The organism is Neglectibacter timonensis (genome assembly GCF_900048895.1).
GTDB lineage: Bacteria > Bacillota > Clostridia > Oscillospirales > Acutalibacteraceae > Acutalibacter > Acutalibacter timonensis.
Map to the genome: position 1 here is coordinate 1,133,568 of NZ_LT160640.1, position 14,084 is coordinate 1,147,651.

The 14,084-nt window shown below is 54.9% G+C and carries 15 protein-coding genes; 3 read left to right on the forward strand and 12 right to left on the reverse strand.

From position 1 onward, the window contains the following. Positions 1-3 precede the first annotated feature (3 nt). Both BN3911_RS17270 and BN3911_RS14370 read right to left on the reverse strand, forming a co-directional pair. Positions 4-165, reverse strand: a complete 162-nt coding sequence (locus BN3911_RS17270; protein ID WP_154669709.1) for a hypothetical protein — start codon at positions 163-165, stop codon at positions 4-6. A gap of 101 nt (positions 166-266) precedes the next feature. Beyond that, positions 267-1,454: an FprA family A-type flavoprotein gene (locus BN3911_RS14370; RefSeq protein ID WP_066866812.1), complete on the reverse strand. Its 1,188-nt coding sequence runs from the start codon at positions 1,452-1,454 to the stop codon at positions 267-269. Positions 1,455-1,696: 242 nt separating this feature from the next. On the opposite strand from BN3911_RS14370, the gene BN3911_RS14375 reads away from it, so the two are divergent. The 3 genes from BN3911_RS14375 (at position 1,697) to BN3911_RS14385 (ending at position 4,870) form a co-directional block, all read left to right on the forward strand. Beyond that, entirely contained in the window at positions 1,697-2,401 is a 705-nt protein-coding gene (locus BN3911_RS14375; protein ID WP_082942302.1) for a Crp/Fnr family transcriptional regulator, read from the forward strand. A gap of 157 nt (positions 2,402-2,558) precedes the next feature. Next, the gene (locus tag BN3911_RS14380) at positions 2,559-3,275 is read left to right on the forward strand and encodes an ABC transporter ATP-binding protein (protein WP_066866819.1); all 717 of its coding nucleotides are present in this window, start codon (positions 2,559-2,561) and stop codon (positions 3,273-3,275) included. Then, positions 3,272-4,870 carry a putative ABC exporter domain-containing protein gene (locus BN3911_RS14385; protein ID WP_066866821.1) on the forward strand — a complete coding sequence of 533 codons (1,599 nt, stop codon included), beginning with the start codon at positions 3,272-3,274 and terminating at the stop codon, positions 4,868-4,870. The genes BN3911_RS14380 and BN3911_RS14385 overlap by 4 nt, the downstream gene beginning before the upstream one ends. A 121-nt stretch (positions 4,871-4,991) precedes the next feature. Here the strand turns inward: BN3911_RS14385 and BN3911_RS14390 are convergent, their stop codons facing one another. From BN3911_RS14390 to BN3911_RS14430, 10 genes are all read right to left on the reverse strand, one after another. Further along, the gene (locus tag BN3911_RS14390) at positions 4,992-6,374 is read right to left on the reverse strand and encodes a sulfatase family protein (RefSeq protein WP_066866823.1); all 1,383 of its coding nucleotides are present in this window, start codon (positions 6,372-6,374) and stop codon (positions 4,992-4,994) included. 182 nt (positions 6,375-6,556) lie between these two features. Then, positions 6,557-7,669: a radical SAM/SPASM domain-containing protein gene (locus BN3911_RS14395; RefSeq protein ID WP_066866825.1), complete on the reverse strand. Its 1,113-nt coding sequence runs from the start codon at positions 7,667-7,669 to the stop codon at positions 6,557-6,559. 624 nt (positions 7,670-8,293) lie between these two features. Further along, the gene (locus BN3911_RS17275) at positions 8,294-8,455 is read right to left on the reverse strand and encodes a hypothetical protein (protein ID WP_154669710.1); all 162 of its coding nucleotides are present in this window, start codon (positions 8,453-8,455) and stop codon (positions 8,294-8,296) included. Between the two features lie 70 nt (positions 8,456-8,525). Continuing rightward, positions 8,526-8,921, reverse strand: coding sequence for a VOC family protein (locus BN3911_RS14400; RefSeq protein WP_066866827.1), 396 nt, complete (start codon positions 8,919-8,921; stop codon positions 8,526-8,528). Positions 8,922-9,405: 484 nt separating this feature from the next. Then, positions 9,406-9,951 (reverse strand): NADH peroxidase, encoded by a 546-nt coding sequence (locus BN3911_RS14405; RefSeq protein WP_066866829.1) that lies wholly within the window; start codon positions 9,949-9,951, stop codon positions 9,406-9,408. Between the two features lie 109 nt (positions 9,952-10,060). Further along, on the reverse strand, positions 10,061-10,465 hold the full coding sequence (locus BN3911_RS14410; protein WP_066866831.1) for a Fur family transcriptional regulator: 405 nt from the start codon (positions 10,463-10,465) through the stop codon (positions 10,061-10,063). 128 nt (positions 10,466-10,593) lie between these two features. Further along, a complete protein-coding gene (locus tag BN3911_RS14415) occupies positions 10,594-11,259 on the reverse strand; it encodes a potassium channel family protein (RefSeq protein WP_066866833.1) in 666 nt (221 codons plus the stop codon). A gap of 13 nt (positions 11,260-11,272) precedes the next feature. Continuing rightward, a complete protein-coding gene (locus BN3911_RS14420) occupies positions 11,273-11,896 on the reverse strand; it encodes a potassium channel family protein (protein WP_066866835.1) in 624 nt (207 codons plus the stop codon). Positions 11,897-12,061: 165 nt separating this feature from the next. After that, positions 12,062-12,580: an SH3 domain-containing protein gene (locus BN3911_RS14425; protein WP_066866837.1), complete on the reverse strand. Its 519-nt coding sequence runs from the start codon at positions 12,578-12,580 to the stop codon at positions 12,062-12,064. A gap of 267 nt (positions 12,581-12,847) precedes the next feature. Next, positions 12,848-13,633, reverse strand: a complete 786-nt coding sequence (locus BN3911_RS14430; RefSeq protein ID WP_187127761.1) for a hypothetical protein — start codon at positions 13,631-13,633, stop codon at positions 12,848-12,850. Between the last annotated feature and the right edge of the window lie 451 nt (positions 13,634-14,084).

Consider the following 14,084-nt stretch of genomic DNA (forward strand, 5'->3'; position numbering starts at 1 on the left):
AGCTCAGCAGTTCTTTCCTTTTTCCAGAAGATTCTGGTAGACACGCTCCAGGTCCTCTTTCGAGGTCACCTCCACGCCGCTTTGCATGATCTGCTCCTGAAACACAGTGGGAAGGGAATTAAAGTATGCCTGGGCGCTCTGGTCCAGCTTGCTGCAATCTGGCATTGCATTCACCGATCCTTTCAAAGTTTTCAGAAACAGTATTTGCAATTAACCGCCGGATATTCCAGCCGCGCCCGAAAAATTCACCTGGAACTAAGCCGGGCTCACTTTCCCAAAACGGTCTTGGCAAATTCTATGCCGAAGGCGCGGCACTGCTCCTGCTCCGCCTCGCTGGGCTTGAAGCGCAGCCGCAGGCCTTCGGAGACCTTCATCTTCAGCTGCTGCAGGCGCTGGGTCAGATTGGGCACCGCCTCGCCCGTCCAGCCATAGGAACCGAAAGCAGCCGCTTTCTTCCCGCCGTGGATGGTGGGGAGCATGGTAGAAGCCAAATCATAGATGGGTTTCAGGGCGTCCCCCAAAATGGTGGGCGACCCCAACAGGATTCCGTCCGCGAAAAGCAGCTCCTGCGGCAGCTTTTCGCAGCCATCCTCCACCAGATTGTAGAGCCTTGCGTCCACACCCTCGCTGCGGATGCCCTCAGCGATTTTTTCCGCCATATCCTTCGTATAGCCGTAGGCGCTCACATAGGCCAGAATCACCGTTTTATTCTGGTTGGGGTTGTCGGTTCTGCTCCATTCCCGGTAAGTGCTGAAAAATTCTTTCAGGCCTGTGTCCAACACAGGGCCGTGGCCGGTGCAGATCATCTCCACATCCATCTTCTCCACCCTGTCCAGCGCCTTGTTCATAAAAGGCTTGAAGGGGCCGAGAATGTTGTCGAAATAGTATTTGGCCGCCCGCAGGTAGCCTGCTTCGTCCTCCACCCTGCTGCGGAAAATTCCCTCACAGCAATAGTGGGCGCCGAAGGAATCACAGGTGAAAAGGGTCTTGTCTTCGGGAATATAGGTATACATGGTATCCGGCCAGTGGAGGTTGGGCTGAATCAGGAACTGCAGGGTCTTGTCCCCCAGGGAGATGCTGTCCCCCTCCTTTACCGTGCGGGACTTAAACGGTTTGTTCATGATCTGCCCCAGGAAATTGACAGCGCTCACCGTGCCCACCACTTCGATCTCCGGGTTCAGCTCCAGCAGTTTGGCGGCGCTGCCCGCATGGTCCGGCTCAGTGTGATCCACCACAAGGTAGTCGATCTTCTGAACGTCTGTGACAGCCTGCACCTTCTGCAGGTATTCATCGAAAAACTTTTCCTTTGCGGTTTCGATGAGGGCAGTCTTTTCACTCCCCTTTACCACATAGGAATTGTAGGTGGTACCAAATTCCGTCTCCATAATAATATCGAACACGCGCAGATCGCGGTCTAAAATCCCACACCAGGTAATCCCTTTCTTCAGTTCCATGGAAGCTCATCCTTTCACAATTTTTTGACTCATCCATATGGACTTCTTACTTTACATTTTCTTTTTCTTATACTATCATACAATTATACGGTAATCTTGTTGCAGCTGCAACAGTTTTTCGATTTTTTTCATTTTTTCCATTCTGTACAAAACCCCGGGCGAATCACCTGCGGCTTTGTCCATTTCCATGCCCGCTGTTCTGAATCCCAAGCGCCATACCCAAATACTACGATGAGGAAAGGATGATCGAGATGCAGGAATTCTCCAAGCTTCCCCTGTTCAGCGGCAATCCGGAGACAGAATGCCAGAGAATGATGGAATGCTTCCGCGCTCCCCTGAAAAGCTTTCGCCCTGGGGAAACAGCCTATACATACGGTGGAGGCGGCGAAACGGTGGGCATCCTCCTGACAGGGACTGCCGCCGTGGTAAAGATTGACGCGGGGGGCGGACGCACTGTACTGGAACGGCTGTCGGAGGGCGGCGTTTTCGGGGAACTGATCGCCTTTGCCTCCCTGCCCTGCGACAGTGTCAGCGTGGTGTGCGAAACCGCCTGCGAGGTGCTGCTGCTCCCTCAGGAGAAGCTGACCTCCACCTGCGGGAAGGCCTGCGACTGCCACCGCATCCTCATCGAAAACATGCTCTCCCTGATCTCTCGGAAGGCCTTCGCCCTCAGCGAGCGGGTGGAGGTGCTCTCCTGCCGCACCATTCGGGAAAAGCTGCTGTGCTGCTTCCGCATCTTCGCGGCCAAGGAGCACAGCCTGAGCTTTACCCTGCCCTTCTCCCTCAGCGCCCTGGCGGATTACATCTGCTCCGACCGCAGCGCCATGATGCGGGAACTGAAACGGCTGCGGGAGGAGGGATTCCTGGAGGTATCCGGGCGGAACGTCCGCTTCCTCTCCGAGCATCCCTTTGAAAAGGCGGACCTCTGCGCAGCCTCTCTTGTCTGAATATTTCCCCCAGGGGCACACAGGCCAAATCTGACATTTCTCTTAAGGATCAGGCCGGGAACTTGCGGATTTCTGTCCGGCAGGGTAGAATTTTTCTATTCCCCCCAGCGCGGGGGAATCAGCTTGAAGAGTATTCAATTTTGAAGGGAGAACCAACATGCTTTCCATCAGTGGAGTGACTAAAAAATACGGCAAGATGGTGGCCAACGACAACATCAGCTTTGCCGTGGGAGACGGGCAGATCGGCATCCTGCTGGGCCCCAACGGCGCGGGAAAATCCACCATTATCAAGTGCATTACCGGCCTGCTTCGCTTTACCGGCCGCATTGAGGTAAACGGCTTTGAAAACACCTCCCAGGAGGCCAAGCGCCAGCTGGGCTATATTCCGGAAATGCCAGCCGTGTACGACCTGCTGACCGTATCGGAGCATCTGGAGTTCATCCGCCGCGCCTACCGCATGGAGGACGAAGCCTACACCCGGGAGCTGCTGGAACGGATGGAGCTGTGGGATAAAAAAGACAAGCTGGGCAAGGAGCTTTCCAAGGGCATGCAGCAAAAGCTTTCCATCTGCTGCGCCCTGGCCCACAAACCCCGGGTGATCATCTTCGATGAGCCCCTGGTGGGCCTGGACCCCCACGCCATCAAGGAGCTCAAGCAGATCTTCCGGGAGCTCAAGGCGGGCGGCGCCTCCGTGCTCATCAGCACCCATATGATCGACAGTGTGGAGGATTACTGGGATGTGGCCAACATCATGATGAACGGCCGGTTCGCCGCCACCAAGCTCAACGACGGCAGCGAGGGCCAGAGCCTGGAGGACCTGTTTTTCGAAATCACAGAGGGAAAGGCCGACCCTCAGGAGGGCGGTAACTCATGAAAAGCCCCCTTGTCTACCTCACCGCCGTCAAGTTGAAAAACCAGCTGAAGGGCGTGCTGAAAAGTCCAGCCAAGCTGCTTTACGGCGTGTTCCTCATCGCCATGTTCGCCCTGGTGGCCTTTGCCAAAAACGAAACGGTGGGCGGCAATTTCCGCAGCATTTCAGAGCTGGGCGCCATCCTCACCATCTTTTACACCATCATGTTCCTGATGGTGTTCGTCACGGGAAGCTCCAGCAACACCCCCATGTTCACCCTGTCCGACGTGACGCTGCTGTTCCCCTCTCCCTTAAGCCCCAACAAGATTCTGTTCTACGGCCTGTTCCGTCAGCTGGGGGTCTCGCTGCTGCTGGGCTTCTTCCTGCTGTTTCAATACGGCTGGCTCAACTCCGTTTACGGGGTGGGCTACGGCCACCTGCTGCTCATCGTGGTGGGCTACGCCCTGACCCTGTTTTTCGCCCAGCTCTGCGCAATGGCGGTGTATGTGCGCACCAGCGGCAAGGACAACGCCGGACGCGCCATACGCCTCTGCGTTTACGGTGCAGCGGCTGTGTACATCGCCCTGGCGGCTTTCTCCTGCAGGGACGCCCTGCCCCTGCTCTCCCAGGGGGATTATGAACCCGCCCTGACTGCAGGCAGCGCCTTTTTCTCCACGCTGCCCGGCCTACTGTTTCCGGTTTCCGGGTGGATTTCCGGTATTGTGGGCGCCCTGTTCACCGGGAACTGGCTTCAGCTGGCGCTGTGCGCCGTGCTGATCCTCGCCGCCTTTGCGGCCCTGCTCCTGCTGATCACCAAATCCAAAAACAATTATTATGAGGATGTGCTGCAGACTGCGGAGCTGGCCCAGTCCGCAATCACGGCCAAAAAGGAGGGACAGCTCGCCGAGGCCTCTCCGAAAAATGTGAAAGTAGGAAAAATCGGTCTGGGCAAGGGGCTGGGCGCCAGCGCTATTTACTACAAGCACAAGGTAGAAAACCGCCGGTCCGGCGTGTTCTTTATCAGCAACATGTCCCTGCTGTTCGCCGTGATTATCATTGCCTTTTCCTTCTTCATGAAGATGGCGGAGGACGGCGCCATCATAGCCGTGTTCGCAATGGGCACCTACATGCAGCTCTTCTCCGTAGCCCTGGGGCGCTTTAACCGGGAGCTGATTAAGCCCTACATCTACCTGATCCCCGAACCTCCCCTGAAGAAGCTTCTGTACTCCCTGAAGGAAGGCCTTATCGCCGATTCCATCGAGGCGGTGCTCATCTTTGTGCCGGTGGCCTTTATCATCGGGGCCTCCCCCTTGGACACTGTATTCTGTATTCTGGCGCGCATTTCCTTCTCCCTGCTGTTCACCGCAGGAAACGTGCTGGTGGAGCGGGTGTTCGGAACCGTCAGCTCCAAGGTGCTGATTTTCTTCTTCTATTTCTTTTCCCTGCTGGTACTGGCGATTCCCGGCGTTGTCCTGGGCGTCGTCCTGATGACCTTCCTGCCGCTGCCCGGCTTTCTCGGTGTCTTTCTGGGAATGGCGCTGTGCAATGTCCTGCTTTCCCTCCTGGTGCTGTATCTCTGCCGCGGCCTGCTGCAGTACGCGGAGCTCAACAGCCGGTAAGCAAATCCATAATACTATAAATGACAGCCTCCGGGATTCATCCGGAGGCTGTTTTCTTTTCTCAGAGGCAGCCTTTCAGCTGGCCCGGAGAAATCGGGGACTTCTATTTTCCCAAAGGCTCTTAGTACCTGCTCCAGAAGGTTTGGGAAATTTCACTGGGGAGATCCTCCCATTGGTCCCGGTACCGCTCCAGCAGGGCGCGGAGCCGGGCAAGGTTTTCCTGCTGCTCCGGGCAGGCGGAAAGGTCCCGAAGCTCAGCCGGATCCTCCTTCAGGTCAAAGAGCTGTGTCCGCCTTACCGGCCCCCGGTATTCGATCAGCTTATAGCGGCTGTCCTTGACGCCCCGCATCAGGTCCCGGTAGGCCAGATACAGGGTCTCCCTGGTTTTGACGCTGCCGTCCCCGAACATAGCCGCAAAGCTCTTCCCTTCCACGGTATCGGGAACCTCATGCCCCGTCAGCTCACAAAGCGTGGGATAAATATCCATCAAGTAGACATAATTTTCCACCTTTTTGTTTTTGGGAATCCCCGCGCCCGCGAAGACCAGCGGCACGCGCACGCTATGGTCGTAGAGATTCTGCTTGCCCAGCATCCCATGGCATCCCACAGCCAGGCCGTTGTCGCCGGTGAACACCAAAACAGTATCCTCCAACAGATTTTTCTCCCGCAGGGATTGGAGCAGCCTGCCAATCTCATAATCCAGATGGGAGATCATGGCACAATAGTCCGCAAGCTCCCTGCGCACCGCCTCTTCCGTCCGGGGCGTGGGCAGAAGGATTTCGTCCCGGATATCCTCCACGCCCACCTCAAAGGGATGCCGTTCCATGAAGTTTTCCGGCAGCGTAAGTTTTTCCGGGTCGTAAAGCTCCTTGAAGCGCTGGGGCATGGTGCGGGGATCATGGGGAGCCAGATAGGCAAGGTACAAATAAAAGGGCCTGTCCTGGGGCCGGTTTTCCAGATAGTCCAACGCCGTGTTGGTCAGCAGTTCAGTGGAATGCACCCCAGGATGGAATTCATCGCAGTGCACCTGGATGGTCTCCCCCGTATGAAAAAAGTCCGCCACGAAATTGATCACATTGTCGTACTCCCCGGTGGGGTCGTAGTGGCTGACCGGCACGTTCCAGTGGTCCCACATCCCGCCGAAAAATACGTTTTCCCCGCCTGTGAACCCACGGGTAAAAGCAGGGCATCCGTTGTGCCACTTGCCCGTGCCGTAGCAGTCGTATCCGTCCCGGCGGAAGACCTCTGCAAGGGTGACGTCGCCCTCCGGGATGTTTCCTCCCTCCGCTTCCAGATGAAACAGGGAACGGCCGGAATTGAGCATGGCCCGGCTGGGCATACAGATCGCTCCGTTGGTACCGCCGGGGATATGGGCCTGTTCAAACACAGTACCGTTTTCTGCCAGCCAATCCAGGTTCGGAGTATGAATCTCCGGATTTCCCAGGGCGTGAATCGTATTGTAGCGTTGGTCGTCCGTCAGGATAAAAATCACGTTCTTTTTCACAGGTTTCCCTTCCTTTCAAGGAACCGCTGAATCCATCCGGCGCCCTGCCTTCGGCTGTGATTGGTTCAGCGGTTATGCAATATGCTGTTTTGACCGTTTCAAGGGGGGCCGGACGGAAACCGCAGCTTTTTCCACCGCATCCCCGCCCGGCCCACAAAATGAATTTGTCCTGTTTAAAACATTCAGCCTCTTCCCAATAAGGCTGCCAGCTCCAGCAGCTGCGGTTCCTTTTGCCGCAGGAATTCCCGATAGCCGCAGAACCCGCCTGTCTCGTCCACATACATTTCCCGGTGCATCCGCCGGCATCCGCCGCCGCAGAGCCTGCGGTAGGGACAGTCCCTGCACAGCTCCTCTTCGGGACGGGGACGGTTCACAAAGACCTTTGCAAGCGGCTGCTGCTGCAGCTCCGTCAGCCGCTGCTCCCGCAGATTTCCCAGCCTCCAGCGATCCAGCACATAGAAGTCGCAGGGGTACACGCCGCCGTCCGCCTCCACCACACACTGCACGTTGCAGGAGCCGTTGAAACCGCAGGCCGTCACGCCCCGGCCGGTCAGCAGGTTGAAAAGGTCGTCGAAAAATTTAACGCTCACATAGTTGCCCCGGAGGAATTCCTCCCGCCACAGGGGGAACAGCTCTGAATAGAACCCGGCGAACCGGCGGGGCGTCAGGGCCGATTTTTCGCGCTGCTCCGCTTCCAGGTCGGAAAGGCAGGGAACAAACTGCACAAACCGTATTTTCTTCTCCCGCAGGAATTTCCAGGCCGCACGGGCATGGCGCGCCATTTCCGCCGTCAGCACCGCCAGCACATTGTACTGTACGCCCAGCTTATCCATCCGCTCCTTGGCGGCAAGCACCCGGGAATATGTGCCTTTCCCCTGGGAATCCAGCCGGTTGGCGTCATGAAGCTCTGCATACAGGTCCAGGGACAGGCCCACCAGGAAATCGTGCTGCTTGAGGAACCTGCAGAACGCCTCATCCAGCAGCAGCCCATTGGTCTGCAGGGCATAGTGAACAGCCACCCCGGCAGGCCTCAGCCGGGCCGCTTCTTCAGTAAAAAACTCAAAATAGGGCAGTCCTGCCAGTGTGGGCTCCCCGCCCTGAAAGGCAAAAGTCACTTCGTCTCCCCGGCTCATTCCCGCGTAGACATTGCCGAGCATCCTGGTCACGGTTTCCCGCTCCATCACGCCGAAGCTGCGTACCTGGCGCAGGCTGCTCACATCTGCGTAAAAGCAGTAGCTGCAGCGCATATTGCACAGCGAGGACGCCGGCTTGATCAAAATCGATATCTGTTTCATCTTTCCGCTTTACAACCCTTTCCCACATGGTTTGGGGGATTTCCCTTTCGCCGCCATGCAGCTGTTTTCATGGGCATAAAGCCCGTTTTGATTATAGGCCTCGTCCGGAGCAATGTCAAGGAACAGAGAGGGAGCCCCCCTCTCATCTCCAACGCGAAAGGTTCAGGCTGCAGGCAGGACATGCGGCCTGCCTGCAGAATTCCACCATCAAACGACGGGGTGTACTTGCGCTAATCCGGGTACGCCCTGTTTTCTCAGGCTGCGGCTGAGTTTTTGGGAAACATGTATTGTTCACAGCACTAATCCCAAAACCCAGGGCAGAAACTGCCGGAGCTGCTGTCGATACGAAGGGAATCTCCTTTGCATTGGACGCCGCATTTCAAACGAACCTGCCAATATCTTCTTTCACTCCATACACCTCTTGACTATCTTAAGTTTTATTGACACTTACAAACTAATTTGGGGACACCATTGGCACGGGACACTTTTAGCCAATTTTAGATAGGCGTAACAGGGAAACGGGACACCGGAAACGGCAGCCGGGAAAACAAAAAGAGGAAGCAGTTTCCCGCTCCCTCTCAAAAATCCTACTGTTCCGCAGTTCTTACTTGCCGAAATACCGCTTCAGCAGACCAGCGAAGGCCTTGCCGTGACGGGCCAGGTAATGGGATAATTCATGGCCACCATCTCCATGGTGTGCCAGAACGGCACAGCCGCGCCACCCAGAGAATCCGCAGGCCGCACACGCCGAAACAGGTGATAAGCATGGGCTGGAGCACTTGCCACGGAGAAGATTCTAGACCACCCAGTATTTCTCCATCCCGAATGACAATCCCCCAAAATTTATTTTTGTTGATTAAATTGAAATCCACCAACTAATTCCATATTTGTCGATTACTGTAGCACATAATTGGCTCCATGGTTCTGAATGAAATGGTTCCTTTACAATTCCACCCTCACTTAATTGGTTAAATGCTTCTCGCAATTCAAACTCGTCATCAAAATAAACGCCAAAATTTATGATTTGTTTTTCTGCATCAAAATCATATAATTCATGTTCTAAGCTCTGCACACAAAAAACCACTTTACCGTCTTTCACCAATTCTGCGTGTTGATATGCGCCATAATAAGGATGCCCTTCAGGAAACAAGTCAAGAATGCCTGTCTCCAAACCAAACACCTTTTTGTAAAACTCTACCGCTTCAACGTTACTTTTAACGGATATACCCACTCCAAAACTTTTCATTCCCATATAATTTTATCCTCCATGTTCCATATAATTTTCCTTGAAGTTGAGTTCGGACGTTAAAAAAGCTTCAAACAACATTTATTCTACTGTTTTTTAATTATAACAGAGAGGGAAAAGCGCCGTCAGGCGGGATAGAAGAATCCCACACTATTGCTTCGCAAAATGGTGTCCCCTCCGACGAGGCGCCGCTCGTGTTACTTCTCCGCTCTGCTCCGAAGTAACCGCGGGTTTGCTTCGCAAACATCGCCGCTTCGCTGGATGCAGCGCAGCAGCCACTTTCCCCGGGAATAATAGACAATGAACACGATTGCGGTGATGGGCCTCTGGTGTTACGGTCTCGTGGACGATAAATCGCGATGGGACAAAGAAGTGTAGTGTTTTCATAACACAAGGAGAATCAAAGGAGTACAAGGCCAAGCAATAAATTAACACAAAAGGAGGAAGCGGTTTCCCGCTTCCTCTCAAAAATCCTACTGTTCCGCAGTTCTTACTTGCCGAAATACCGCTTCAGCAGACCGGCGAACGCCTTGCCGTGGCGGGCCTCGTCGCGGGCCATCTCGTGGACGGTGTCATGGATGGCGTCCAGGTTCTGGGCCTTAGCCAGCTTGGCCAGCTCGAACTTACCTGCGGTAGCGCCGTTTTCGGCCTCCACGCGCATCTCCAGGTTCTTCTTGGTGCTGTCGGTGACAACCTCGCCCAGCAGCTCGGCAAACTTGGCTGCATGCTCAGCCTCTTCATAAGCGGCCTTCTCCCAGTACAGGCCGATTTCGGGATAGCCTTCACGATGGGCCACACGAGCCATGGCCAGGTACATGCCAACCTCAGTGCACTCGCCGGCAAAGTTAGCCTGCAGGCCGTCGATGATCTCCTGGCTGCAGCCCTTGGCCACGCCTACAACATGCTCGGCAGCCCAGGACATGTCGCCGCTCTGCTCTGTAAACTTCTCAGCGGGAGCACCGCAGACAGGGCATTTTTCGGGGGCCTTTTCGCCTTCGTAGACATAGCCGCAAATCGTGCAAACAAATTTTTTCATGATAAATTCCTCCATTTTTTATAAATATTAAATTTTTAAGCAAAAGGGTAACGGGAAAGCTGTCCGGCCCTCCGGGACTGCCTACTTTCGGCAGCCGCCAAGGAAATTCTCAGGCCGCCGAGCCTTTCTTATGGCACTGCCCGCATACACCGCGGAACATGACGCCTGCCTCCTCCACGGAAAGGCCAAATTTTTGCGAGATACGGGCAAGCTCGTTCTCTTCAAAAAAGGTTTCGTGAACATCCAGCACCGCGCCGCATTCCCTGCACACAAAATGCGCATGGGGTTTGACGTTCCCGTCAAAATGCTCCTGCCCGTTGATCACGCCCACACTGACCGCCTTGCCGTTCTCACAGAATTTTTTTAAATTCCGGTAGACCGTCCCGAGACTCAGATTCGGATAACGGGGTTTGAGCTGAGCGTACACCCAATCAGCGGTGGGATGAACGTCGGTTTCCTGCAGGGCGTTAAGAATTGCCGTCCGCTTCCTGCTGAAATTTTCTCTTTTCTCCATTCCGGACCCCCTTTCGGATTAGGCGAACGGCCTCTGTGTGACTGGCCTTCAGCCTTCGTTCTTTCAGCCTTGTGGCCTTAGTATAGCACAAGTTTTTCCATTTGTAAATAGGAATAGTTACTGTTTTTTTATTTTTTTAATGCCGTAAGCACCTTCATCAGCGCCTTCTGGCTTCTCTCTTCGCTGACGGCCACCAGCTCGTCGCCCCGGCGGAGCACGGTAGTGCCGTTGGGGATGGTAAGAGTGCCGTTGCGGATCAGGGAAATCAGCAGCGTGCCGCCTGGAAACACAACATCCTTCACCGCCACACCGTCCAGGAGGGTGTCCTGAGGCAGCACCATTGAGCAGATGCCCGCCTTCCCCATATTCAGGGTGGCAATGAGGTGCATATGCGCCAGATCCGCCTCCTGCTCAATCAGCTTGCTGATGATATCGGTGCTGCTCACCGTGTTGCTGATGCCCAACACCCGGAAGGTTTCGATATTCCGTGGATCATTGGCCCTGGCAATCACCTTTTTCGCATGGAAATGCTCCTTTGCCAGCTGCGCAGCCACCAGATTGTCCTGGTCATGGCCTGTAACCGCCATAAACACATCACAGTTCTCTGTGCCTGCGGCCTCCAACACGCTTACATTTGTCCCATCCCCGCGGATTACGGTGGCATCCAGATCGTCCGCCAGCCGCCGGCAGCGAATCCTGTCGGTTTCGATCAGGTTGACAAAGTGCTTGCGCTCCAGCATAATGCGGGCCAGGTTCCAGCCTACCTTTCCCCCGCCCATGATGACCATATTCATATGCGTTGTCCTTTCAATCTATCTTTCTGCTGCTGACGATGGAATCCCCCGGGGAAAGCAGAATTTCCCGGTCCGGGGTCTTCAGCACAAACTGACCCTCCGCCTTGATGACGCCGAACAGGCCATCGCCTGGCCGGAGCAGCGCTTCCGCCGCTTCCCTGCCGAAAAACTTCTTTTCCACCGGCCTCACTTCCAACGCCACAGTGGTGGTGTCAAAGGTGACCTGCTGGCTCTGGATGGGGCTTGTAAGGGCAGATATCAGCTTTTCCCCAGCCATATTGGTGGGACATACGGTTTGAAGCCCAAAGCTCTCGAAAATATTTTCCCGGTAAGGATCAGAAATCCTGGCCACCACCTTGGGGACCTGGAAATAGTTTTTGGCGATCTGCCCCACCGTAATGTTCAGATTGTCGTCGGAGGTGGTGACGGCCACCGCATCGCAGCTCTCTATCCCTGCGCTGCGCAGGTTCTTTAAATCCATGGGAAACCCCACGGAGGTCACCCCGCCGAAATCCGCGCCAAGCTGCGCAATATTGTCTTCACTTTCATCGATCACCGCCACGTCATGTCCGGCGGCGTCCAGCATCTCGGCGACTCTGCGGCCCAAAAGGCCCCCGCCGATGACAAGAATATTCATTCACGTACCCGTTCCTTTCCTGCCCGGTTCTCTCCGGGCCTTGATTTCCCTGTGCAGGGGCAGAGAAACAGCCGGAAACGCATGCACCGCTCCGGCCGCCGATTTTCCTATTCTCAATCCGGACGGCGTACCTTTTCCCGCACAGAGCGCATTCCCTTGGGAAGCTCAGGCCTCTCCGTCCTCGGAATCCCGGGAGACGCCGGGAGCTGTGGTCGCGCTGCTCTCCGGAGCCTTGGAATCCGGAGCGTCGGAGCTTTCTTCTGAGGAACTCCCTTCAGAGGAGCTTTCAGAAGAACCGCCTTCCCCCCTGAGCTTAGCGGCTTCCTCCACTGAAACCTCTTTCACCGTCACATAGTCTTCAGAGACGTAGGCCGTTTTTCCTTCATATTGAATCTGGTACCAACCGTCTTTCGCCTCTCCCACCAACAGCAGAAAGGTATCGCCGTTTTCCGCCAGCCCCAGAACATCGCTGTCCGTTGAGGCTGCTGAACGCACGTTCAGCCCGTCGTCCACATCCTTCACCGTGACCACCTTCACCTTCTGAGGCACAGGGGACGCAGATGGGGACACGGTGGGGGCTGCAGCAGAAGAGCTGCCCTGCTGATCGGGATCTTTGTTCTTATCTCCACAGCCGCAAAGGCCGGCCAGGCATACTACCATCACCAGACAAATAATCTTTTTCATAAGCCGCCACTCTCCTTTTCCGGCGAATCTTTCTAAAATTTATTGTAGCATAATCTGCAGAAAAGTCCACCTTATTTTTCGATATTTTATCTTTTCCCGCCAATGAATCACAAATTCAGGCTTAAAAAACAAGAATTTTTCCATTATAAAAACTTTCCCCGGATTTCCGGCAATTCGGGAAACACAGCCTCCTTCAGTCTCAAAAGAATGTCCGGTTTCCCCGTGCAGGGGACGCCCGGCGGTTACCCCCGCCTCTGAATTCCCCGGTCATCCCGCTTGCCGCAGCTGGAAATGCCGCTCCAGCTTTTCCAAAACCTCAGGGATTGTACTGTCCTCCCTGCGCAGGCAGGTATAAAAGCCGCTCTCCTCATATTCCCGGTAATGCGCTGGACTGTTAATTTCCGCCAAGCAGTTTTTGTAGTTTTCCATGGCCTGAACAGGGTCCGGCGCCTGCTGAATCTGCCGGTAAAGAAACTGCTTTTCCGCATCCTCCCGGTCAAAAAAGCGTTCCACCGACATGCTCTGGGGGCTGAGAAGCACCGCTACGCGGTGATAATCCCCAATCTCCCTGAGGACAGAAAGGGGGATATTGGTATCCGCAAAAATCTTCTTCTCACCGGCGGAAAGACGGATCAACTGAAGAAGCTCCAGCCCGGCGGCCTCCTCCGAGCATCCTGTAATCCAGGCGTCATATTCCTCCGGCGTTCTGCCGATAAACTCCTGCCAGCCCGACATGGTCTCAAAATAGGAGAGATTCGGCTGGTGCTCCCTGTCGATGAGACCCATCAGCGCGTCATGGTAATTTTCCCCACAGCAGATGCCGTCATACTTTTCCGCCAGCAGACGCACCATCGTGGATTTCCCAGCGTAGGCGGTGCCCGTTATGAAATACACATTTTTCAGCAGTGCGCGGATGAGATTGCTTTCCAGCCCGATTTTCACAATGCTTTTCCTACCGTTCCATTGCTCCGGGCCAAGTACGCCGCTGCGGTTTTGAGGCGTCCTACCCTCCCGGATTCCTGACTCTACTATACCACAGACCCAGTGTAACATTCCATCACATCTTAACCCGCTGAAGAAAAAGCTTTCCTTCCTCCCTCTCTTACCGGTTTCTCTCCTCTTCCGGACACAGAAGGAAGGATAGAACAGTTCTTGTTCCTTTGGGTCTTGTTAAGTTCTTCTAGTTCGGGTGCCAATTTGTCACCACGGTGGTGACAAATTGGCACCGCCGTGATGACATGAATGCACTACCGTGGTGACACTCCCGCGTCGGGGAACAGTTGGCACAGGCAACCCCTTTTCACAAAGCGCCTTCCAGTTCACGGGCTTTCCCCTGCCGCGGAAGACATTTTCCTCCAACCCGGTTTTACAGCCTCCGGCTGGCCAAAGCCTTTACGAACTTCCCATAGCGGCGGACCCGACAAGCCGTTGGCCTTTGCGCCCAAAAAGCAGCGGGATTTCTGATCTTTTTCCCTTTCAACAACCATCCTGCACCTCTTTTCAG

Excerpts from the sequence above, each read along its gene's own strand:
- BN3911_RS14410 (WP_066866831.1), bottom strand. The coding sequence starts at position 10,465 with ATGGAGAAAAGAGAAAATTTCAGCAGGAAGCGGACGGCAATTCTTAAC.
- BN3911_RS14420 (WP_066866835.1), bottom strand. The coding sequence starts at position 11,896 with ATGAATATTCTTGTCATCGGCGGGGGCCTTTTGGGCCGCAGAGTCGCC.
- BN3911_RS14425 (WP_066866837.1), bottom strand. The coding sequence starts at position 12,580 with ATGAAAAAGATTATTTGTCTGGTGATGGTAGTATGCCTGGCCGGCCTT.
- BN3911_RS17270 (WP_154669709.1), bottom strand. The coding sequence starts at position 165 with ATGCCAGATTGCAGCAAGCTGGACCAGAGCGCCCAGGCATACTTTAAT.
- BN3911_RS14385 (WP_066866821.1), top strand. The coding sequence starts at position 3,272 with ATGAAAAGCCCCCTTGTCTACCTCACCGCCGTCAAGTTGAAAAACCAG.
- BN3911_RS14395 (WP_066866825.1), bottom strand. The coding sequence starts at position 7,669 with ATGAAACAGATATCGATTTTGATCAAGCCGGCGTCCTCGCTGTGCAAT.
- BN3911_RS14375 (WP_082942302.1), top strand. The coding sequence starts at position 1,697 with ATGATCGAGATGCAGGAATTCTCCAAGCTTCCCCTGTTCAGCGGCAAT.
- BN3911_RS14405 (WP_066866829.1), bottom strand. The coding sequence starts at position 9,951 with ATGAAAAAATTTGTTTGCACGATTTGCGGCTATGTCTACGAAGGCGAA.
- BN3911_RS14415 (WP_066866833.1), bottom strand. The coding sequence starts at position 11,259 with ATGAATATGGTCATCATGGGCGGGGGAAAGGTAGGCTGGAACCTGGCC.
- BN3911_RS14430 (WP_187127761.1), bottom strand. The coding sequence starts at position 13,633 with ATGTTACACTGGGTCTGTGGTATAGTAGAGTCAGGAATCCGGGAGGGT.
- BN3911_RS14380 (WP_066866819.1), top strand. The coding sequence starts at position 2,559 with ATGCTTTCCATCAGTGGAGTGACTAAAAAATACGGCAAGATGGTGGCC.
- BN3911_RS14400 (WP_066866827.1), bottom strand. The coding sequence starts at position 8,921 with ATGGGAATGAAAAGTTTTGGAGTGGGTATATCCGTTAAAAGTAACGTT.
- BN3911_RS14370 (WP_066866812.1), bottom strand. The coding sequence starts at position 1,454 with ATGGAACTGAAGAAAGGGATTACCTGGTGTGGGATTTTAGACCGCGAT.